The sequence below is a fragment of the Bifidobacterium imperatoris genome (assembly GCF_002860405.1).
Taxonomy (GTDB): domain Bacteria; phylum Actinomycetota; class Actinomycetes; order Actinomycetales; family Bifidobacteriaceae; genus Bifidobacterium; species Bifidobacterium imperatoris.
Genome location: NZ_NMWV01000022.1, coordinates 34,395 through 58,028 on the forward strand (window position 1 = coordinate 34,395; position 23,634 = coordinate 58,028).

Annotated in this window: 10 protein-coding genes and 2 rRNA genes; 8 read left to right on the plus strand and 4 right to left on the minus strand. The window is 55.0% G+C overall.

Translation table 11 applies throughout. The features are described 5' to 3' along the window. Positions 1 to 94 precede the first annotated feature (94 nt). The 8 genes from Tam1G_RS07950 to Tam1G_RS07985 all read left to right on the plus strand — a co-directional run bounded on the left by Tam1G_RS07950 (position 95) and on the right by Tam1G_RS07985 (position 14,770). On the plus strand, positions 95 to 1,516 hold the full coding sequence (locus Tam1G_RS07950; RefSeq protein ID WP_101626118.1) for a serine/threonine-protein kinase: 1,422 nt from the start codon (positions 95 to 97) through the stop codon (positions 1,514 to 1,516). Between the two features lie 38 nt (positions 1,517 to 1,554). Further along, positions 1,555 to 7,500 carry an Ig-like domain-containing protein gene (locus tag Tam1G_RS07955; RefSeq protein WP_101626119.1) on the plus strand — a complete coding sequence of 1,982 codons (5,946 nt, stop codon included), beginning with the start codon at positions 1,555 to 1,557 and terminating at the stop codon, positions 7,498 to 7,500. Between the two features lie 68 nt (positions 7,501 to 7,568). Continuing rightward, the gene (locus Tam1G_RS07960) at positions 7,569 to 8,735 is read left to right on the plus strand and encodes an AAA family ATPase (RefSeq protein ID WP_101626120.1); all 1,167 of its coding nucleotides are present in this window, start codon (positions 7,569 to 7,571) and stop codon (positions 8,733 to 8,735) included. Positions 8,736 to 8,746: 11 nt separating this feature from the next. After that, positions 8,747 to 9,985 (plus strand): DUF58 domain-containing protein, encoded by a 1,239-nt coding sequence (locus Tam1G_RS07965; protein WP_423220492.1) that lies wholly within the window; start codon positions 8,747 to 8,749, stop codon positions 9,983 to 9,985. A gap of 122 nt (positions 9,986 to 10,107) precedes the next feature. Beyond that, the gene (locus tag Tam1G_RS07970; RefSeq protein ID WP_242689738.1) at positions 10,108 to 12,474 is read left to right on the plus strand and encodes a transglutaminase TgpA family protein; all 2,367 of its coding nucleotides are present in this window, start codon (positions 10,108 to 10,110) and stop codon (positions 12,472 to 12,474) included. Then, positions 12,471 to 13,550: a PP2C family protein-serine/threonine phosphatase gene (locus Tam1G_RS07975; protein WP_033889511.1), complete on the plus strand. Its 1,080-nt coding sequence runs from the start codon at positions 12,471 to 12,473 to the stop codon at positions 13,548 to 13,550. Before Tam1G_RS07970 ends, Tam1G_RS07975 begins: the two co-directional genes overlap by 4 nt. A 21-nt stretch (positions 13,551 to 13,571) precedes the next feature. After that, a complete protein-coding gene (locus Tam1G_RS07980; protein ID WP_033889510.1) occupies positions 13,572 to 14,246 on the plus strand; it encodes a variant leucine-rich repeat-containing protein in 675 nt (224 codons plus the stop codon). A gap of 11 nt (positions 14,247 to 14,257) precedes the next feature. Continuing rightward, the gene (locus Tam1G_RS07985) at positions 14,258 to 14,770 is read left to right on the plus strand and encodes an FHA domain-containing protein (protein WP_101626122.1); all 513 of its coding nucleotides are present in this window, start codon (positions 14,258 to 14,260) and stop codon (positions 14,768 to 14,770) included. 164 nt (positions 14,771 to 14,934) lie between these two features. Here the strand turns inward: Tam1G_RS07985 and Tam1G_RS07990 are convergent, their stop codons facing one another. The 4 genes from Tam1G_RS07990 to Tam1G_RS08005 form a co-directional block, all read right to left on the minus strand. Then, the gene (locus tag Tam1G_RS07990) at positions 14,935 to 18,978 is read right to left on the minus strand and encodes a DNA-directed RNA polymerase subunit beta' (protein ID WP_033889507.1); all 4,044 of its coding nucleotides are present in this window, start codon (positions 18,976 to 18,978) and stop codon (positions 14,935 to 14,937) included. Positions 18,979 to 19,128: 150 nt separating this feature from the next. Beyond that, complete coding sequence (rpoB, locus tag Tam1G_RS07995) at positions 19,129 to 22,692, minus strand: DNA-directed RNA polymerase subunit beta (RefSeq protein ID WP_033889505.1); 3,564 nt, start codon at positions 22,690 to 22,692, stop codon at positions 19,129 to 19,131. A gap of 375 nt (positions 22,693 to 23,067) precedes the next feature. Continuing rightward, a 5S ribosomal RNA gene (gene rrf, locus Tam1G_RS08000) occupies positions 23,068 to 23,184 on the minus strand. 176 nt (positions 23,185 to 23,360) lie between these two features. After that, a 23S ribosomal RNA gene (locus tag Tam1G_RS08005) occupies positions 23,361 to 23,634 on the minus strand; the annotation flags it as partial.

Below are 23,634 nucleotides of genomic sequence, written 5' to 3' on the forward strand. Positions count from 1 at the left end.
AGGGAAAAATTATTCCCTACCTCAATATTGCCTTTATGCTGGCAGTATCCTGAACTAGGGGTGTATTGTTCAAGCGTCAAGGGGGAGGCTCTCGATGTCCGTTACCATCGTACCGCCGCAATTGCCGGGCTATGATTTTGTTCAACGCTTAGGCTCTGGCGCCGCAGCCACGGTTTTCCTCTACAATCAACGCATGCCGCAGCGCCCGGTTGCGGTAAAAGTCAGCAATGCCACACTGGAGCCCCGTGCCGCCGCTGCTTTCAGCCGCGAAGCGAACTTCATGGCCAAGCTTTCCTCCAACCCATATATCCTGTCGGTCTATGATGCCGGAGTAAGTGCCAATGGTCATGGTTTCATGGTTCTTGAGTATGCTTCTGGCGGCTCATACAACAGCGCTATGAAATCACGCTCCATGTCATGCGAGCAGGTGCTGGATCTCGGCATCAAACTCGCAGGTGCGTTATATACCGCGCATCGCAATAACATCATTCACCACGATATCAAGCCTAGTAATATTCTCATCACCACGCAGGGGCTACCCGTCCTCAGCGATTTCGGCATTTCAACCGATGTATATGATCGTGCAGCCACCGGTTTTTCTCTTCCCTGGGCTCCCCCGGAAGTACTTGAACATCGGACCAATGGGTCGGAAACAGCAGATATTTATTCGCTTGCGGCCACGTTATATGCACTGTTGGCAGGATGCTCGCCATACCAACATGAGTATCATCCACACACATCATCCGAACTTGCCGAACTCATTATCAACCAGCCATTGCCCCGTATTGGCAGACCAGATGTACCTGCAACGGTGGAATCGGTACTAGGCAAGGCTTTATCGAAAAATCCTGATCAACGCTATTATTCGGCACTTGAATTCGCGCGCGCTATGCAACGAGTCCAGCATGAAGAATACGGACAGATCACTCCACTAGTCGCCGAAGGGATACCCCCATATCCCAAAGATGCCAAACGCCGTATCAAGAATGCAACAAATACGCATACATCCAATCGAACGCATCGAACCTGGCTTAAGCCTGCAATCATCACAGGAGCGGCGTTAGCAGCGATTGCAGTCGCAACCTCGACGTTCGTCTTTGCGGTTCTTCCTCATATGGATTCTGCCTCAACAACCACACCCACACATGTCGATGCATCCGGTGTAGACGATTCAACACGCAACCGCAGCAATACCGATGATTCCGCAGCCGCAACGCTTAATAACCAGATACCATCTCCTGAGAATCTTTCCGGACAATATTCTCAAGACGGCTCTTCAGTCACTTTCACCTGGACGAATCCCGATCCACAAAACGGCGACAGCTATGCATGGTCATTCATCCAGTCCACAGCAGCTGATCAGAGTGTGCAAACCACCACCACTACGGATACTTCAATTACGGTCGATGCTCAGGACGGCGCACAAACCTGTATTCAGGTTTCCATAGTGCGCAGCAATCGGCAGATGTCCACCAGTCCCGCAGTTGCTTGTACAGCAAAACCTGAATCAGACTAGGCTATCAAGAGGGACAACAGGAATTCGGGGGAATTGTTATGGTCACGCCATCTCAGCCGCGCAACCGGCATCGTTTAGGTGCTCTTGTGCGCCACGTTTTGCCCTCCAAGAACCGCACATGGCTTATGCCTGTGTTAACCCTCCTAGCATTATTGGCGCTTATCGCCGGAGCAGTCATCGTCAGCACAATTACCCGCCGCCATGTGCAATTAGATGATGGCACCGTATGGGTAACTTCGCTGAATCATCAAAAAGCCGCACGATTTAATGTCAAGAATCAGGAAGCGGATGCCGGCATTTCATCGTCAGCACCGCGATTCGACGTTGTCCAGCATAATAGTGACACCGTTTTGACTGAGCCCAATCAGGCTACTTTCATCAAAGCATCCACGGTCAGCGCTGACGCAAAAACCGATATCAAAGCCAATACCACAGCCATCGAAGGTGGAGGCACCATTGCCTTCATCAATGAAAAAACCGGCAATGTGTGGGCAGGTTCATCCGATCAGCTTGATTCGCTGACGCCAACCACTGACTCGCCTCAGATGCAGCTGGGGTCAGGCGGCCGTATTGCGGTAACCCATACCGGCGAGGTATATGGCTATCGACCATCAGATGGCATGGTTGTGGTGCTTCACCAGCCCAATGATGCAAAAGCACAGGAGATGGAATCATTATCTGACGGCAAGCCGCAGCCGGCGGAGAGCTTCACCATTATCGGTGATACGCCTGTAATTTCATCCGGTAATGTACTGCTATTCAAAGATGGTCGAGTGAGCGTGAAAACCACAGGATCGCTCACGCTTCAAGCCCCTTCCACCGATGGTAAGCAACACGGATGGGTTGCCGCCGCTTCTGCACAAGGTCTGGCCATAGCCCAACTCGGCAATCATAATTCGGCGCGATTTTTCTCCACAGGCGGCAAATCAACCGCCGCTCAGCCAGTATCCACCAACGATTGCGTATACGCAGCATGGAGTCAACGAGCCAATAACTATATTCGCGTATGCTCATCCGAAGGTTCAGACAAGGATTTCCAAACTCTTGAATCCGTCAACACCACTTCCGAATTGGTATTTCGCACCAATCACCGGCTGGTAGTGCTCAATGACGTGACCAATGGCAACGTATGGAACCCTAATCATGACACCAAAGTCATCAAAATCCAGTGGAATACCATACAAACCGAGCAGAACGCGCAGAATCAGAACACCAACGATTCCGCAGACAATCATCATGATTTTTCAAAAACCTGTTCCGCACAGTCTGGTCAAATTCGAGCCGTAGATGATCATATCGGGGCTCGTGCCGGATCCGAACAGATTCTTGACGTGCTGCGCAATGACGAACAAACCGACTGCTCGGTGCTGAATATCACTCAGGTCAGCGCGATAAATGGCGCTAACGTTACCGTCGCTCCAATTCATGATGGCCGGTACTTGCAATTGGATGCATCATCCGCGTCGCCCGGAACGGCAACATTTTCCTATGATATTTCAGATGGACGAGGGCAGACTTCCAACGCCACAGTAACGGTCAATCTCACAGGGCAAGGCAATCATGCTCCCGTGCAATCAGACACTCCTCCGGAAATCAGTGTGGAACAGGGGGCGAGCTACACAGCCAACGCGCTTGGCAGTTTCACCGATCCGGATGGCGATCCGTTGACATTGGTTGCCGCCGTGCCTGAAAACAGCGACCAGGTGCAGGTCTCCACACGAGCAGATGGTCAACTCACCTTCAATACTGGCGCCCAATCATCAGGACGAGTAGCCGTGGAAGTCACGGTCTCTGATGGTGAAGCCACTGGCAGTGGCCTGATGTATTTCTCAGTAAAACCGGCAAATACATTGGCTGCCATCATCGATCCCGTAACAAAAACCACTACGCCGGAAACCGATACCGTTATCGATCTTACCCAGTACGTGCATAGCACTTCCGCGCAGCCTGCACAGCTCAGCCAAGTGGACACTCCCAATGGAGCGACCACTACCACCAATGTTGCGGACATGTCCATTTCATTCAGGGCATCCAACCCGGGCACCTATTATGTGCCGTACACCATTACACAAGGCTCTATTCCCGCCACAGGTTTGGCTCGTGTGGAAGTTCAGCCGGTCACTGGAGAGTCAGCAAAACCGATTGCCGCCAATGATGTGGCGCTGCTAGGAGCGGACAATACCGCTATCGTGGAGCCGCTCACCAATGATGTCGATCCAATGGGCGGCGTCTTATCAGTCACTTCGGTAAGCGCAACAGCCGATTCCGGCATCAAAGTCGGTCTGGTAAGTCATAAGCGCGTGTATATCACCGCGCGTCAGGTTCCTACAAAGCCCACATCCATCAGTTACACGGTGGCTAACGCAGCTGGCACTTCCACCGGCACCATCGTGTTGCAGCCTCCGGCCCTGACCACGTCAAGTTCTACCCCCAAGGCCAGCAATATCAACACGCAGGTGCGTACCGGAGGCATTGTTTCCGTGGACGTGCTCGATCATGTGGATTATCCAGATGGCACTACCGTACGGTTGAAAAACAATCTGCAATACGATAAGAAAACCTTCAAAGGGCTTGCCTTCGTATCCGCGGATACAGTCAGATATCAAGCTTCGCAAGACACCGGCGTATTCCCTATTACGTACACCGTGGAAGACAATCTCGGCAATGTAACATCCGCAACCATCACCATTACCGTGCATGAGAGCAACGCCGAAAGCAAAGCACCTCCTACCCCGCATAATACGCAAGCACAGGTAGCTGCCGGTCAAAAGGTACGTATTCCCATTACCCTTACCGGCATCGATGCGGATGGCGATGACGACCAGCTGCTCGGCTTAGGCAATAAGGCTCCTTCTCTTGGTCGTATCACCGAGGTCGGTTCTGATTATCTGGTCTATGAGGCCTACCCGGACTCTTCCGGCACGGACACTTTCTCATACGCTGTAGAAGACTGGACCGGCCAGCGCGCCCAAGCTCAAATACGCGTAGGAGTATTCCAAGGCGCTTCCGACTCCGGCGTATATGCGCGCGATGATGAGATTACGTTGCGTCCCAATACCGCAGCTACTGTGCCGGTGACGCAAAACGATATTTCCGGGGACAATACCGACCTGATCGTCGATAAATCCGTTGAAGCGCAAGGCGTAGAAGGCGTCACTGTACAAAACAATATGATTTCCTTCACCACGCCCGCCAACGTCACCACAGCATACGTTGCATATACCGTTCGAGATAAAGCTGGGCTCTCTGATACCGCTACATTGAGTATCAACGTCGACCCCAATGCTCCAATAGAGCCGCCCACGGCATACGATTATCGCGTACCGTCTGCTGCAACCATCGATAAAAAGTCCGTCGATGTGGATGTTTCCCAATGGATTGCAAACCCTTCAGGCACTGCAGATGAGCTTACTGTTGGTGTACATCCTTCCGGCGCTGACCACGCACGCGTCAAAGGTGGCGATCATTCAACCATTATTACGGTAGATCTCACATCTGAAGCTCGTGCGGTTCCTTACACGGTGACAAACACGAAATACAACATCACGTCTACCGCATTCATCCAAGTACCGGCCTACGGCGTTTTTCCACCAACTCTGCGTCCCAAGGCTCCTGAGCTGAAAGTCAATGCTCGAGAAACCATCCAAATCAACATCAACGATTACGTACGAGTAGGCGCCGGTAAAGAGCCTCATATCGAAAGCGCAAGTTCAGTCAGCGCAACCAAGGCATCAAATTCCGACCTATATGTGAATGACACTACGTTGAAATTCACGGCGAATGGCGATTATGCCGGACCGGCATCCATAACGTTCACTGCCGTGGATGGCAAACCTGGCTCATCGAAGACCAAAATCATCAATTCCGCTGTGATTACTCTCCAGATCACGGTTATCGGCCGAGACGTTCCGCCGCCTACATTCTCCTCTCCCACCATCGATGTCGAAGCGGGCGCGGAAGCAAAAACCATTGATCTGACCGCACTGACTCATTCTTCAAGCGGCTTGCATGACGATGAGAAGCAATACACCTATTCGGGTGGAGCCTCCTCGGGACCGATAAAGGCAAATCTGTCGTCCAGCGGCCTACTGAAAATCTCCGCAAATGTTGACGCGGCACCTGGCACTACTGTGTCCATCCCCGTAGCAATCAAATACAGTAAGGGGACCGTAAATGCAGGCATTACAGTACGCGTAGCCGTCTCTACACGTTCATTGGCACGACTCAGCAATACCTCGCTCACCATCAAAGCCGGTTCCACTGAGTCGATGAACATATTGGCCAACGCATACAATCCTTTCCCTGAAACGCCACTGACCGTAGTCAATTGTCGTACCGACGATGCAGCTAAACTTTCCGTAACCGGTTGCGGAACCTCTGGCACCATTGAGATATCGGCCGCTTCGGATATCGGAGCATCCTCGAACACGGTATTAGTTACAGTCCAAGATGGAACGAAGACCAGGGAGCGAGAAGTTACAGGCAGCATCACGATTTCGGTTATCGATAAGCCTGACGCACCATTGCTTTCTCCCATAGCTGGCAATCCACAAGATGGAGCGGTCAATCTCAACTGGACACCAGGCTCCGCCAATGGCAGCCCTATCACGGATTACAAGGTGCAGTGGACCGGCGCCGGCACAGGAGAGAAATCCTGCGGAGCGGTAACCGCCTGCCAAATCACTGGCTTGTCTAATGGGAAAACCTACTCATTCACGGTCAGCGCCAAGAATGAAGTGGGCTGGTCCAAATCCTCCAGCGCTGTTGAAGCGACACCAGATCGAGTACCGTCAGCGCCTTCCAACGTCACTGTGCAAGGCGGAAACAAGAAAGCCACAGTAACGTGGAACCCTCCCGAGGGAGATTTCAGTTCCATCGACAATTACATCGTAACCGTCAGCGGAGCAGGAGCCCCTCAAATCAAAGAGACCGGAGGACCCAGCACCCATTTGTCCTTTGACTTCAACAACAACGATATCTCCGATGGCGCCACCATTACCGCCACAGTCAAAGCCCATAATAAGGTGAATTGGGGTCCTGAATCCGCTGCATCCAGTCCACAAGATATTTGGGGAGACCCTGATAAACCCAATGTGAGTATGGCCAATGATGGCACAACGGTCACCGTAACCGCGTCTTCCGCCAATAATCGCAATGCGGGTTGTACTGAAATCGCCCTTACCGGCGCCGTGCAAACAACAGTCGCTTGTTCCAATGGCATTGCCACATTCACTGTGCCAGAAGATGCACTCAACGTCCGCGAATACACCATTACAGCAGTCGTGCATCCCATGCGTAACGCCAATGCCGCATCAGCAGAGGTTTCATACACGCCTCGGTATCAGGTTCAGGCGCCTAGCAATGTGCGTACTTCCGGTTCCGGCAATCAATGCATCGTAAGTTGGTTCAAGCAAGGCTTTGCCCAGTCTTTCCAAGTTTCCGCAGATGGCATAGGTTCCGCAACCGTTGAAGACAAATCATCTCATTCATTCACCATGTCTCCCTGGGCAACCTGCGGCAACGCCTCAGTGCAGCAGATATTCAACGGAGCAAGCAGCGAACCGGCTACCGGTGGACCTTCCTCAGGAAGTCCCTACACCTATCAGGTTCCGGCATCCATCACAGCACCGAATGAATTGCAGTGGAGCGATAACGAACATATCGTTACTGTCTCTGGAGGATCCGTCAACACATATGGCAAAGATGCAACCGTTCAAATCATCATTAACGATAAGCCATTCACTTGGACGCCCGGCCAGCCTTTGGACGTGACCGGACTACCAACTGCGGACTCGTACACCTGGAGCGTAAAAGTCACTGGAAACAACGGATTACAGGGGCTCGATAATACCGCTACCGGTGGCACTATCCAAGGCACACGGTCGTCAGCTGCCAATGAGTCCGCATCGCTGAAGGCCTCCGCACGAGTCACCAGACTCATGGCGAACCCCTGGATATTAGGACTCGCCAACACCCCGAGATAACAGTCCATATAAGCACCTTCCATTCGACCACAGCCCTCACAACAAACAGCATCCAGCAGGAGAGAATTATGAGCGAGCACATCAACGACGAAACGCAGCTTTCCGATGCCACACAGCTATCAGATCGCACTCGTCTCGGGCATCTGCCGCATATGCATGCCACCACCCCGTCATTCGACAAAGACAGAGTGAGCATTTCCATCGAATCAGCGGCGCCAACTGCACCATCACTGCCGGTCAGACCACTTCCCACGCCTTCTACCGGCCTATTGACTCAACCCACTGCGGCCATTCAAGCATTTCAACGCTCATTCAACGACTTGGTCAATAACATTTCCACAGTGGTTATCGGTAAGACCATACCCATCAAGCAATGTGTTACCGCGTTAATGGTGGGTGGACATGTGCTACTGGAAGATAATCCCGGTACCGGGAAAACCCAGCTGGCTCGAGGCCTTGCCAACTCCATTTCCACCAGTTTCAAACGCATCCAATTCACCCCGGATTTACTGCCGTCAGACGTGGTGGGCGTCACTTTCTATGATCAAAAACGTGCGGAGTTCGAATTTCGCAAAGGTCCTATCTTCGCTTCCATCGTGCTAGCCGACGAAATCAACCGAGCTTCACCGAAAACACAGTCCGCATTGTTGGAAGTCATGGAGGAGCAGAAGGTTACGGTGGATGGCACAACGCATGCGGTACCGCAACCATTCATCGTAATAGCTACACAGAATCCTATTGAACAGCTAGGCACTTATGCGCTTCCTGAAGCACAGATGGATCGTTTTCTCATCAAAACCTCTATCGGCTATCCCAGCCATGATGTTTCGGTGGATATTCTCAAACAAGTGGATGTCACGGATCGCGCACAAACCGTTTCCCCCGTATTAACTGGGGACGATATTATTCGACTGCGCACCACCGCATCCGACGTATATGTGGACGATGTCATTCGCGAATACATCGTGCGCATCGTTGAGGCAACACGGCACCATGAACGCATTACCGTCGGCTCTTCCATGCGCGGTGCACTTGCGCTCACACGCTGTGCCCGAATTTGGGCTGCCGCGGATGGACGCGCCTATGTTGTGCCGGATGATGTCAAAGATCTTGCTGTGGCAGTACTGGCGCACCGTATTGTGCTCACTCCCGAAGCGACTTTCGATGGCACTACTGCCGAAATGCTGATTGCACAAATCCTCGATGATGTTCCCGCTCCCACCATTGGCGCCTGAAAGAGACGATCATGGCTACTCAATTCGCTGCAGCACCGCGTTTCAGCAAACGTCGTGGACGCGCGCTGAAACACATGTTGAAACACTACGCTCGCCGCATCAAACATGCCTTTGGAGCATATGTTTCACCGTGGGGATGGGCAGTAGGAGCCACTGCGGCAATCAGTCTAACGTTATTCCCTGTTCTGCGATGGCACGAACTTCTAGCGCTTGGCATCGTGGCAACGGTAATGCTCGCAGCGGCCATTGCACTATCCTTAGGCAATACTCGATTCGATGCACATATCAAAGCATCAAGCCAGCGCGTGACCGTGGGCGATTCCATGCGCATCATTGTCGATATCAACAATACGGGGAAGACAGCCACCACTCATGCGCGAGGCGATTTGCCGCTCGGTGAAACCCATGAGCGTTTCACCATCCCTATGCTGGCCTCGGGGCAATCCAAACGTACTGAATTATCATTCCGCACAGTGTCTCGAGCAGTGCTCACCGTAGGCCCTCTGCGGGTTCGCAAGGGCGATCCTTTCGGGCTTATCCGTCATGAAAAGCAATTAGGTGAGCGTCTCACCATTTTCATTCATCCCCAAACCGTAAGACTGAATACGCTTAATGCCGGCATTCCTCGAGACCTCGAAGGCCAGCCGTCCGGTCACATCGTTGACGATGATCTCGATTTCTACGGGCTTCGTGAATATACTCCCGGCGATGATGTACGCAACGTGCATTGGCTCAGCTCAGCAAAAGCCGGATCGTTGATGATTCGTCAGTATGAAGCAACCAAACGCACGGACACTTCATTGACTATTGGCGTTGACCCCAATGATTATGCCACTGCGCAGGAATTCGAAATGGCTGTGTCCATTCACGCATCCATCGGAGTGAAATGTCTGTCCCAGGATAGGCCGGTGTTTACGCACGCAGGTCAATCCTTTACACGCCCACGCAATGCTATGGAATTGCTTGATCAGGCAAGCGGCATCACGCCTGACCGTGAGGACAATCCCAATCTGGCGGTAAATACCCTGACACATGCCCCGGATGCTTCATTCTATTTCTTTACCGTGGGATCGTTGAAAGGCCTCGATCATATCAAACGTATGACCAAAGCTTTGCCCCGTTCAGCCAGATGCGTGGTGTTGCAAGCTCATCTGGGGGCAAACCGAACCATCAAGCAATTCAACAATTTCACTTTGGCCACGGTAGGCGAATTGGATGATCTGCCTATCATCATGGGGGTGCTCGCATGACCAACAGCATTCCTACTGCACCGGCGCTTCAATCATTATCCGAAGATGACGCGGCGTTTAACACGTTTGCAGCAGCGTCTACCACCGGATCATGGGCAGATTCCACTCATTCCGTAATATGGATGACTCGAGGCGGCATACGGCACGGACTGCAGGGCGCCCAGAAGGCATCAGTGAAATACGGTATAAGTCTTGCCGTCATCATGCTGCTTATGTTGTTGGCCCAAGCCAACCTTATCGACGTATACGGAGCACCTGCACAGTGGGCAGCAGCCGCTTTGCTTTCCACTCTGTGTGGCGTGCTCATTGCACTTGCCGGCACGCAACCTGCATTACGCCTATGGTGGCAAATCGTATGGTTGGTCATAGCCCAGTTCATTCTCGGACCGATAATCACACTGAATTCCACAACCATCGCTCACATCATTCCCAGCCTCACCACCTTGAGCCGAGGCTGGGAAATGACGTTCGGCTCTTTCAAATACTTGATTTCCATTGAGCCCCCTATAGGTGTTGCCGATGGCAGTCTCATGGCCATATGGACCATTGGATTGTGGCTGACATTTTTCGCTTCCATATTCACGCTCAATATCAACGCTTGGCTGTCATTACTAAGCGCACTACCGTTGATGGCAGCTATGACCATATGTGCATTGCTCGGCACACATACCGGATGGCATCGTGCCATCAGCGGTATTGTTTTCGCGATACTCCTCATCGTATGGCTTTCCTGGCGGCTTGGTTTGATGGAATGGGGCCGGTGGATTTCCGCATCAATTATTCTGCTCTTGGCTGCAGCATTGGCGTTTGCAGGCACTACTGCGGTTCCGCAAAACCGTATGGTGTTAAGAGATTTTTATGATCCGCCTATCAGCCCTTATGACTACACCAGTCCGCTAAGCGGTATGCGATCCTATGTAAAAAACCACAAAAACGATGTACTGCTCACGGTAACCAATCTGCCAGCCGGTACGCCGGTTAGATTGGCGGTTATGGATCGTTTCGACGGTTCGGTATGGAATCTTTCCGATTCCGCTGAGGCTTCGGATTCTTCGAATTATCGCAGAGTGGGTACTTCCATCGTCACTGATGAGCAAGGCAAACGTTTTACGGCCAAGTTCACCGTGCATGAAGGTCTTACCGATACCTGGCTTCCTCTGGCCGGTGCCGCGTCAAGCGTTCGATTCGCCAACCAGCATGATGCGGACACTTTTTATTACAACAGTGATACCGATTCGGCCATTTTCTCCTCTGGTACTCGCAAAGGAATGACGTATACCGAATCTGGCATCATTCCCACTATTCCCAGTAAACAGGAAATCGAAAAAGCCGATTCAGCTCGAATCAGTCAGCCTCGAGCCGAAGAGGTACCGGATTCGGCAAGCAAACTAGCCACCTCTATTGCCGGCGGTCAAGCTTCCGGAGGCGCGGCGGCAGAAACCTTGGCCACCACGTTGAAGGATTCAGGCTGGTTCTCACATGGTTTGCAAGGTGATTATCCTTCGGAAGCTGGGCATGGTAACTACCGCATTAATAAACTGCTATCGGGAACCGCTATGGTAGGCGATTCCGAACAATACGCCTCAGCTATGGCTTTGATGGCTCGAGAGCTCGGGTTACCTTCGCGTGTGGTTATGGGGTTCCTACCGAAAGATAAGGATGGCAGTATTTCCGAAGCCCGTACGCAAACCGTTTCTGGTCATACCACCACAATCGATTTCACTGGCAATGATGTCACTGCCTGGGTGGAAATCAAATTGCGAGGATACGGCTGGGTGGCCTTCTACCCCACCCCCAAGGAGACCAAGGTTCCGGATGATAATCAGAATCTGACTCCTCCCAATCCTCAGACTTTGGTGCGTCAACCACCAGTGCCGCTCACGGATCCGCTGCGCGATCAGGCTCAAGCCACAGGTCAAAGCTCACTTTCCGGCGCTGATGCCGACGATCAACCAACCAGTCTGTTCTGGCTGCGATTTTGGCGCACGACTCGTGCAGTAGCACTCTATGGCAGCCCCTTGTGGACGATTCTAATGATTTGCGCATTGATTATAGCCGGCAAAGCCGTATTGCTGGCCAGAGCTCGACGGCATGGTTCCCCGCAGACCCGCGTAGCTTCCGGCTGGAATGCCATCTGCGCTTTGGCCGCGGAAAGTGGTGTTACCGTGCAAGGCACTCGACGAGATCAAGCCGATGATATAGCGCGTCAGCTCAATGCCTCTGAAGAGATATTGCATCAATTATGTCGAGAAGCTGACTATGCCGCGTTCTCCGGCAATGCCGTGCAATCAGAACAGGCCAGCCGATATTGGGTCCAAGTTGATGCGCTACGCGCAACAATGCTGCATTCGTTACCTCGTGTAAGGCGTTTACAAGCACGTCTTTCCTTAGCAAGTGTGCGTATACTGGCACACAAGCGTCCAACGAAGCCGCAAGCCAAATCGTTCATACTCATTTCACGCAGACCTTCTAAGGGGAAGACATCATGATCGTAGGTTCCATCCGCATAGCGATGACCAGCGATCGCGGTCTCAAACGGCGGAATAATCAAGATGCAGGTTTTGCCCAGCAGGGCGTATACATGGTCTGCGATGGCATGGGCGGCGGATTCGGCGGAGAACAAGCAAGCCAATTAGCCATTCGGCAACTCAGCCTGCTTGCAAACCTGCCCACTCGGCATCGTCAGGATATCAGCGAGACTCTCACTGCAGCGCAACAGCATATTCTGGCATTAGGCAAGCAGCTCGGGGGCGTAGCGGGGACTACGATTTGTGGATTGGTGTTACCGGCACGTCCTTTGTCTGGAGCCAGCTATCCGTCAGGAGCTGAGCATTCACCCAACACAGATTGCGATATGGTCGAGATGCCAGTCGCATATATGCCAGATTCAGCAGCTGATGCGCAAACAACCGATATCGATGACTCCACTCTGGATAGCTCACGTTCTCACGATCTCGGTCAGACGTACATCATCAATATCGGAGATTCCCGCACATATCATATGAATCCATGCTATGCACACTCCCCTAGCGAATCTGTAATGGCACAACATAGCCCAAACACTCAAAACATTGGTCACACTAGCAACGTTGCCATGTGGGATGCTGCTTCGCTGGCTCGGATCACGCATGACCATTCGCAGCGGCAGGAAGCTATCGATTCAGGATTGATGACACCGGAAGTAGCCGAAGCGCTTGTACCGCGCAATATCATCACCCAGTGTCTCGGCGACCCGGATGGTATTGCGCCGGATATCTATGTTGCCGATATGTCTGGGCGATTCATCATATGTTCCGATGGCCTGTACGGCGAAGTACCGGACCATCGCATCGCAAGTATTGCTGCCGCCCATGCAAGTCCTCGAGCAGCGGTGGATGCGCTGGTTGCTGCAGCGCTTGATGCCGGAGGCACCGACAACATAACAGTCATCGTGGTGGATATACCCGATTCGAAAATGCCCACCCACACGTTTAACGCGTTTCGTCTTGGTGCTGGCGAAGACCTCGGCGTCATCGAAGATACCACGTTGCAAACGTTACGAACCAGCCGTGCAATTCAGCCGTAGTGTATATAAGGAGGTTATCTCATGGTTGATTATGATGTTGCAGTTGCAGCAGTGCAAGACCCTCACGCGGATCCGATTCTTTTAGCAAAAATCGCCTACGAAAATCCAGAGTTTGGCGCGAATGTAGCCGTCAATCCACGTTGCTATCCCGGTCTCAAGCGCTGGCTTGCAGAGTTTGGCGATGCACGTGCCCGCGAAACTCTAGCACAAATCGGTTTTACCGCCGATGCCATTGGCGGCCCTATTCATGATCAGCAGGCGTCCGCAAACGTGCAGTTTGTGCAGACTGCACAGCCTGCGCAAACTGCACAGCCGACTTCTACAGTGCAGACTCAGCCTACTGCGGAAGTGTTGCAGAATACTGCAATAGCATCTGAAGAGCATATGACTGCAGCTGCCGCACAAGCAACGCAGCAAACCGATCAAGCTACACAGGCAGCACCGCAGACATCCCAGCAAGCAACCCAGCAGGCAACGCCACAATTCGAGGAGCCGATTCCTACTAATCCATATGGTTTTACCGTTGAGCAGGCTTTGCATACTACAGACCAGATGCAAATCGCTCAAATTGCTCAGTATGCGCCGGAATTGCGCGTATGCATTGCTCGTAACCCCAATACATATCCAGCATTGGTGGATTGGCTACATCAATTAGGCGATCCTGCTATCGAAGCCGCTTTGGCCACGCGCCAGTGAAAGGATGCGCCATGTCGGTTTTACCGTATCCTCCCGCGCCGGAGCTTGGCTGGTACGAAGATGACCCTCAATTCGATACCACACCGCAAGCGCATAACGATGATTCGCAGCAGAATCTGCATGATAATCATATTGAGGATTGGGATAGCACCGTGCTGTCCTCCTCGTTTACTGCCAAGAATCCACAGACCGCTTATGTGCTTCATAATGATGTGACTGGCCAAGACATCGTTATCAAGACCAGCACATTACTTGGTCGCAAGCCGTCGCTTGATGTGCCACAGGGAGCCCAGTCCGCACGCATTGATGACCCGACTCGCACCATTTCGCGTAATCATGCGGCTATCAGCATTGACGCCAATGGCTCACTGTGGATTGAGGATTATGGTTCTTTGAATGGCACCTATATTCTTCATGATGGGCAGGAGACACAGGTATTGAAAGACTCGCCGGTGGAGATAACTGTTCCGACGAGCATACGCTTGGGAGATTTGTTCTTCGAGTTGACTCAGCAGTCCGATTGATTATCGAACTGATTATTCAGTGCACTGTTGACGTACTGATCAATATCAATCGTCGTCTATTTCAGCAATTATCAGCGCATAACGTAAAGGGCGGTTCGGAACCAGAAGTGTTCCGAACCGCCCTTATGCATTGCGCTTAGTGACTCGAATCAGTCAGTGTGAGCTCACTGCTGATCGTCACCGTCAGTCAGACCGCCCTGATCGGAGTAGAAGTCGTCAGGGTTGAAGTCGTCACCGAGCTTCAAATCACCGAACTCGAGGTTCGAGAAGTTCAGGTCAGACAGGTCAGCATCGGAGAAGTTGGCATCGCCAAGGTCACCGTCGCCACCCAGACCGAAGTTCGGGTAAATGGTGTCGCGGATGGCCTTGTCAGGCTCCACCACAGCGTTGCGGTAACGGGCGAGGCCGGTACCAGCCGGGATGAGCTTACCGATGATGACGTTCTCCTTGAGGCCCTTGAGGTCGTCGACCTTCTCGGAGAGTGCGGCTTCGGTGAGCACGCGGGTGGTCTCCTGGAAGGATGCGGCAGACAGCCAAGAATCGGTAGCCAGGGAGGCCTTGGTAATACCCATCAGAGCCGGACGGCCGACTGCAGGCTTGCCACCGTTCTTGACCACGTTGCGGTTGATCTCGCGGAAGCGCGCGTTGTCCACCAGCTCACCAGGCAGCAGATCGGTATCGCCGGAGTCGATGATGGTGACGCGGCGGGTCATCTGGTGCACGATGACTTCGATGTGCTTGTCATGGATATCCACGCCCTGGGAGCGGTACACAGTGTGCACTTCTTCCACGATGTTCACCTGAGCAGCACGCTTGCCGAGGATGGTGAGGATCTTCTTCGGATCCACAGAACCTTCGACCAGCTGGGTACCGACCTTGATGTGATCGCCATCGGCAACCTTCAGCGGCACACGCTTGGACACCTGGTAGGTGATCGGCTTGATGATGCCCTCTTCCTTCGGAGCGCCGGAATCGGCATCCGGAGTCAGGATGATCTGGCGACCGCGATCGTTCTCCACAATCTTGATGGTGCCGGCGAACTCGGTGATCGGAGCCTCGCCCTTCGGGGTACGAGCTTCGAAAAGCTCGGTAACACGAGGAAGACCCTGGGTGATATCGGATGCGGCGGCCACACCACCGGAGTGGAAGGAACGCAGCGTCAGCTGGGTACCAGGCTCACCAATGGACTGGGCGGCGACGATACCAACGGTTTCGCCAACGTCGACCAGAGTGTTGGTGGCCAGAGACCAGCCGTAGCACTTGGAGCACACGCCACGCTTGGACTCGCAGGTCAGCACGGAACGGCACTTGACTTCTTCCACACCGTGGGCAACGAGGTCGTTGAGCACGTCCATCGACAGAGCATCGTCACGCTTGTACAGCACGGTCTGGCCATCTGCCGGGTCAATGACATCGGCAGCGAGCAGACGGGAGTACGGACCACCGTCAGCGGCCTTGACGAGAGTCAGGTTGCCATCGGCGTCGCGATCGGCCACGCGAATCATCAGGCCGGCCTTGGTGCCACAGTCTTCCTCACGGACGATGACGTCCTGGGAAACGTCCACCAGACGACGGGTCAGGTAACCGGATTCTGCGGTACGCAGTGCGGTATCGGCCAGACCCTTACGTGCACCGTGCTGGGAGATGAAGTACTCCAGCACGGACAGGCCGTCACGGTAGTTGGACTTCACAGGACGAGGAATAATCTCACCCTTCGGGTTTGCCACGAGGCCTCGCATACCTGCGATCTGGTTGATCTGCATCATGTTGCCTCGTGCACCAGACTGCACGATGATAGCCAGGTTGGAGGTCGGATCGAACTTATCCTCGACTTCCTTAGAAACGGCTGCGGTGCACTCGGTCCACAGGTCGATGAGTTCCTGACGACGAGCTTCCTCGGTCAGAAGACCCATCTCGTAGTTGGCGTTGACCTTATCGGCCTTAGCCTCGTACTCGGCAATCTTCTGGTCGCGCTCCGGAGGCTCGTTCACGTCGGAGAAGGCGAAGGACACGCCAGACCACGGTGCACGGGTGAAGCCAAGATCCTTCAGAGCATCCAGCGTTACGGCCACCTGCTGGGTGGAGTAGCGCATGGCGATGTCATCGACGATCTTGGACAGACGGCCCTTGGCCACCTGGTCGTTGACGAACGGGTAATCGGTCGGCAGAGTCTGGTTGAACAGAATGCGGCCGTAGGAGGTGGCGAACAGCACACTGCCATCGTGGAAACGCTCTTCCTTGGCAACGTCGCTCTCACCTTCACGCGGGTCGAGCACCTTGACTTCGCCCGGTTCCCAATCCTTCGGCAGCACGAAGCTCTCCGGCAGGCGGATAAGCACCTTGGCCTGCATGTCGATCTCGTGACGGTCAAGAGCCATTTCGGCTTCCTCGAGGGAGGAGAACACACGGCCCTGGCCCTTGGCGCCTTCCAGCACGGTGGACAGGTAGTACAGACCGAGGATCATATCCTGAGACGGCATGGTCACGGTGTGGCCGTCTGCCGGCTTCAGGATGTTGTCGGAAGCCATCATCAGGGAGCGGGCTTCAGCCTGAGCTTCGGCGGAGAGCGGCAGGTGGACTGCCATCTGGTCACCATCGAAGTCAGCGTTGAAGGCGGCGCAGGCCAGCGGCGGCAGGTGGATAGCCTTGCCTTCCACCAAGATCGGCTCGAAGGCCTGAATACCCAGACGGTGCAGCGTAGGTGCACGGTTCAGGAGCACCGGATGCTCGGAGATAACCTCTTCGAGCACGCCCCACACCTCGGAGTCGCCACGGTCCACGAGACGCTTGGCGGACTTCATGTTCTGCGCGTAGTTAAGGTCCACGAGACGCTTGATGACGAACGGCTTAAACAGCTCGAGTGCCATCGGCTTCGGCAGACCGCACTGGTGCATGCGCAGAGACGGGCCGACGACGATCACAGAACGACCGGAGTAATCGACTCGCTTACCGAGCAGGTTCTGACGGAAACGACCCTGCTTACCCTTGAGCATGTCAGACAGGGACTTGAGCGGGCGGTTGGAGGCACCGGTGACCGGGCGACCACGACGGCCGTTGTCGAACAAGGAGTCGACGGCTTCCTGAAGCATGCGCTTCTCGTTGTTGAGCATGATCTCCGGAGCGCCAAGCTCGATCAGTCGCTTCAGACGGTTGTTACGGTTGATCACACGACGGTACAGATCGTTCAGATCGGAGGTGGCGAAACGACCACCGTCGAGCTGAACCATCGGGCGCAGATCCGGCGGGATGACCGGAATCACGTCGAGCACCATAGCCTCCGGCTTGTTGCCGGTGGTCAGGAAGGCGTTGACGACCTTCAGGCGCTTCAAGGCCTTGGTCTTGCGCTGCTCGGAAGCGTCCTTGATCTCCTCGCGCAGTTCCTTGGAGATAGCCTCGAGATCGAGGGACTGCAGACGCTTCTTGATGGCTTCGGCGCCCATGCAGCCGTCGAAGTAATCGCCGTAGCGATCCTGCATTTCACGCCACAGGTCCACATCGTCAACCATGTCGCCGGGCTTGAGCTTCTTGAACTTGTCAAAGACTGCGTCCACGCGGGCGATCTGATCGTTGTAACGGGTACGGATGGCAGCCATGTCGCGCTCAGCACCGTTGCGCAGCTTGGCACGAGCCGGGCCCTTGGCTTCGCCAGCCTCTTCGAGGGCGGCGAGGTCCTCTTCCACCTTCTTGGCGCGGGCTTCGATGTCGGAGTCGCGACGCTGCTCGAGGCGGGCGATCTCGGAATCGAACTCGTCCTGCAGGCCAGGCAGATCGTTGTGGCGCTGCTCATCGTCCACTTCGGTGACCATGTAGGAGGCGAAGTAGATGACGCGTTCCAGATCCTTCGGGGTGACGTTCAGCAAGTAGCCGAGGCGGGAAGGCACACCCTTGAAGAACCAGATGTGGGTGACCGGTGCGGCCAGTTCAATGTGGCCCATGCGCTCACGACGAACGCGGGAACGGGTCACTTCGACACCGCATCGCTCGCAGACGATGCCCTTGAAGCGCACGCGCTTGTACTTACCGCAGGCGCACTCCCAGTCACGGGTCGGACCGAAGATCTGCTCACCGAACAGACCGTCCTTCTCAGGCTTCAAAGTACGGTAATTGATGGTTTCAGGCTTCTTGACTTCGCCGTGGCTCCAGCCGCGAATGTCATCCGCGGTGGCCAGGCCGATGCGAAGCTTGTCAAATGCGTTGACGTCCAGCACTTATTAATCCGTTTCTATTGAAAAATTTCGTTCACGCTGTGTGGAGTCGTAAGCCTGCGTATGCCTTGCATACTGCTGGATTGCGCCGGCCTCAGCAGCTCTTACTTGAGCTTGAGGCCGGCCAATCAAGTGGGCTTACGACCCGTGGGATCACTGGTATTCGGGCTCTTCTGCCTTCTGGTCTTCCTTGGCGGCCGCATCAGGGCGGGCACCAATGTTGAAGCCCAGATCGTCGGCGGAGCTCACCGGATCGTCTTCCTCATCCTTCATGTCGATGGCCACGCCTTCGGCGTTGAGCACTTCGACGTTCAGGGACAGGGACTGCATTTCCTTGAGAAGCACCTTGAAGGATTCAGGGATGCCTGCCGGTGGCAGGTTCTCACCCTTCACGATGGCGCCGTAGACGCGCACGCGGCCGTCGACGTCATCGGACTTGGTGGTCATCATCTCGTGCAGCGTGTAGGCAGCACCGTAGGCCTCGAGGGCCCACACTTCCATCTCGCCGAAGCGCTGGCCACCGAACTGGGCCTTACCGCCGAGCGGCTGCTGGGTGATCATGGAGTACGGACCGGTGGAACGAGCGTGGATCTTGTCGTCGACCAGGTGGTGCAGCTTCAGCATGTACATGTAGCCAACGGAGATCTGCTTGGTGTACGGTTCGCCGGTACGGCCGTCGAACAGGGTTGCCTTGCCGTCCGGGCCCACAAGTCGATCGCCATCGCGGTTCGGCAGCGTGGTGGACAGCAGGCCCTTCAAGACTTCCGGCTTGACACCGTCGAACACCGGGGTTGCCACCGGGGTGCCCGGCTCAGCCTTCTCGGCACCGGACGGAATCAGCTTCTTCCACTCGGCTTCCAGGTTCGGGTCGAGGGAAATGTCCCAACCGGAGTGAGCAATCCAACCAAGGTGCAGCTCGAGCACCTGGCCGAGGTTCATTCGGGAAGGCACACCCAGCGGGTTCAACATGATGTCGACCGGGGTACCGTCGGCGAGGAACGGCATATCCTCTTCCGGCAGGATGCGGGAGATGCAGCCCTTGTTGCCGTGGCGGCCGGAGAGCTTATCGCCCACCGTGATCTTACGGTGCTGAGCGATGTAGACGCGAATCATCTGGTTCACGCCGTTAGGCAGCTCGTCGCCGTCTTCCTCGGCATCCTCACGGGTGATTTCCTTAACGCCGATAACGGTACCGGTCTCGCCGTGAGGCACACGCAGGGAGGTATCACGCACCTCGCGGGACTTCTCACCGAAGATGGCGCGCAGCAGGCGCTCTTCTGGAGTCAGCTCAGTCTCGCCCTTCGGGGTGACCTTACCGACCAGAATGTCACCAGCTTCGACTTCAGCACCAATACGGATGATGCCGCGCTCGTCGAGGTTGGCCACTGCGTCCTCGCCGACGTTCGGCAGGTCGCGGGTGATTTCCTCGGCACCCAGCTTGGTTTCGCGAGCGTCGATCTCGTACTCCTCGATGTGGATGGAGGAGAGGGTATCGTCCTGCACAAGGCGCTGGGAGATAATCACAGCATCCTCGTAGTTGTAGCCGTTCCAAGGCATGAAGGCGATGAGCAGGTTCTTACCCAGAGCCAGGTCACCGTTCTGGATGGCGGGGCCGTCAGCCATGACCGAGCCGGCTTCCACACGCTCGCCGTCGTGCACGATCGGGCGCTGGTTGTAGCAGGTGGTCTGGTTGGAACGCTGGAACTTGGCCAGCTTGTAGGAGCTAGTGGTGCCATCGTCGTTCATCACGCGAATCAGATCGGCGGAGACGTAGGTCACCACGCCGTCCTTCTCGGCCTTGATCACGTCGCCGGAGTCGTTGGCAGCACGCCATTCGGAGCCGGTACCCACCAACGGGCGCTCGGATTCGATCAGCGGCACGGCCTGACGCTGCATGTTGGTACCCATCAGTGCACGGTGGCCCTCATCGTGCTCCAGGAACGGAATCAGGGAGGCGCCAAGGGAGACCATCTGACGAGGTGAGACATCCATGTAATCCACGGAGCTCACCGGCACATCGACTGCTTCTTCTTCGCCGACTCGGGCAAGTGCGGACTTCTGCACGAAGTTGCCGTTCTCGTCGAGCTCCTGGTTGGCCTGGGCGATGACGTGGTCGAGATCGCGGTCTGCGGTCATGTACTCGACTTCATCGGTGACGTGACCGTTGACGACCTTACGGTACGGGGTCTCGATGAAGCCGAACGGGTTCACACGGCCGAAGGTTGCGAGGGAGCCGATAAGACCGATGTTCGGGCCTTCAGGAGACTCAATCGGGCACATACGGCCGAAGTGGGACGGGTGCACGTCTCGCACTTCCATAGATGCGCGGTCACGGGACAGACCACCAGGGCCCAGAGCGGAGAGACGACGCTTGTTCGTCACACCGGAGAGCGGGTTGTTCTGATCCATGAACTGGGAGAGCTGGGAAGTACCGAAGAACTCCTTGATGGTGGCGTTCACCGGGCGAATGTTAATCAGAGACTGCGGGGTGATAGCCTCGGCGTCCTGAGTGGTCATACGCTCGCGTACCACGCGCTCCATACGGCTCAGGCCAGTACGCAGCTGGTTCTGAATCAGCTCGCCAACCTGACGGATACGACGGTTGCCGAAGTGATCGATATCGTCCACATCCACGCGCAGATCGATGTTCTCGCCATTGCGGGTGCCTGCGAAGGTCTTGGCGCCATCATGCAGAGCCACCAGGTACTTGATGGTAGCGATGATGTCTTCCTGGTGCAGGGAACGATCATTGAAGTCAGCCTCAAGACCGAGCTTGCGGTTGATCTTGTAGCGGCCGACGCGGGCCAGATCGTAGCGCTTGGTGTTGAAGTAGAAGGAATCCAACAGGTTCTTGCCGGCTTCCGGAGTCGGGGTGTCGGCCGGGCGAATCTTGCGGTACAGGTCGACCAGAGCCTCGTCCTGGGTTTCCAGGGTCTCGCGCTGCAGTGCATCGAGCACCAGCGGGCAGTCCTTGAAGGCCTGAGCAATCTCGGGCTTGGTCATGCCGATGGCCATCAGGAACACGATGGCGGACTGCTTACGCTTGCGGTCCACGCGCACCTGCGGCTGGTCCTTCTTATCGATCTCGAACTCGAGCCATGCGCCGCGGGACGGGATAATCTTGGCTCCGAAGACTTCCTTGTCGGAAGTACGGTCCTGCTGACGATCGAAGTAAACGCCCGGAGAGCGCACAAGCTGGGAGACGATGACTCGCTCGGTGCCGCCGATAATGAAGGTACCGTGCGGGGTCTGCAGCGGGAAGTCACCCATGAACACGGTCTGAGACTTGATTTCGCCGGTATCGCCGTTCTCGAACTCAGCGTTCACGTACAGCGGTGCGGAGTAGGTGTAATCCTTCTCCTTGCACTCCTGGACCGTGTGACGCGGCTCCTCGAAGTATGGGTCGGAGAAGGTCAGGGACATGGTCTGGGCGAAGTTCTCGATTGGGGAGATCTCGTTGAAGACCTCATCGAGACCGGAAGTGTGAGCCACGGTGTTGGTGCCGTTGGCCTCGTCTTCCTCGACGCGCTTCTTCCAGCGCTCGTTGCCGATCAGCCAGTCGAAGCTGTCGGTCTGTACGCCCAGCAGATAGGGCACATCGATAGGCTCTTTGATGGAGCCGAAGTTCACGCGATCCGACGCCTTGTGCAGGTCAATGTCATGCTGGTCGGCGCGTGCGATGATGGTAGTGGTGTTCGTCGTAGCTGTATTAGCCAATGGACGTTCCTTATCGCTCGCTAAAGTTGTGGTATTCCCCTGGGAGCGCGCGCATGGCCACCATATGCCTATGCGGACGCTTCATTGTCGGTGGTATGCCCGCAATATGACACACCTCATGCAAATTACAAAGATTAGCGGTATGTAGCGACAAGTCTTCTAATGATTACAGACATCCTGCATTATCAACGATTGCGATGCCAATGATTCCGTACATCCTCGTAGAGCTTCACGACGTATCACAGTTAATTGGCTACGCTACTTCGCGCGCCTTAAACATGGTTCAAAGCGTGTTTGTTTGCATCAATCACATTTGTTCGCGCATATGCGAAGAGGGAGGAAACCGTTTGGTTCCTCCCTCTCTCTAACGTGTTGATGCGGCGGTGTGCTACTCTCCCACACCCTGTCGGGTGCAGTACCATCGCCGTGCCAGGCCTTAGCTTCCGGGTTCGGAATGGGACCGGGCGTCTCCCCTGGGCCATGACCGCCGCAAATCTTCTGTTATACGGTCCAAGACCATGTCTTGGCCGGCATGTGGTGGTTCGGGGACCGGATGGTGGACGCTTCCTGATGTTCGTTTTCCGATGTTCCGCGACGATGCAGTGTCTTTCTGTCGTCCGCGTGTCATTGTGCGCAGCACGGTCGCCAACAATCGAAGATGTTGGCATAGGGTTTCGCCTTTCCCCGTTAGTACCGGTCGGCTCCACCCCTCGCGGGGCTTCCACGTCCGGCCTATCGACCACGTGTTCTTCATGGGGGGTTCAAGGATCCGGGGATCCTATGGAATGCTTATCTTGGAGCAGGCTTCCCGCTTAGATGCTTTCAGCGGTTATCCCTTCCGAACGTGGCCAACCGGCCGTGCCGCTGGCGCGACAACCGGCATACCAGAGGTTCGTCCACCCAGGTCCTCTCGTACTATGGGCAGGCCTCCTCAACATTCCA

Coding starts and splice junctions, on each gene's coding strand:
- Tam1G_RS07950 (WP_101626118.1), top strand. CDS start 95: ATGTCCGTTACCATCGTACCGCCGCAATTGCCGGGCTATGATTTTGTT.
- Tam1G_RS07955 (WP_101626119.1), top strand. CDS start 1,555: ATGGTCACGCCATCTCAGCCGCGCAACCGGCATCGTTTAGGTGCTCTT.
- Tam1G_RS07960 (WP_101626120.1), top strand. CDS start 7,569: ATGAGCGAGCACATCAACGACGAAACGCAGCTTTCCGATGCCACACAG.
- Tam1G_RS07965 (WP_423220492.1), top strand. CDS start 8,747: ATGGCTACTCAATTCGCTGCAGCACCGCGTTTCAGCAAACGTCGTGGA.
- Tam1G_RS07970 (WP_242689738.1), top strand. CDS start 10,108: ATGACTCGAGGCGGCATACGGCACGGACTGCAGGGCGCCCAGAAGGCA.
- Tam1G_RS07975 (WP_033889511.1), top strand. CDS start 12,471: ATGATCGTAGGTTCCATCCGCATAGCGATGACCAGCGATCGCGGTCTC.
- Tam1G_RS07980 (WP_033889510.1), top strand. CDS start 13,572: ATGGTTGATTATGATGTTGCAGTTGCAGCAGTGCAAGACCCTCACGCG.
- Tam1G_RS07985 (WP_101626122.1), top strand. CDS start 14,258: ATGTCGGTTTTACCGTATCCTCCCGCGCCGGAGCTTGGCTGGTACGAA.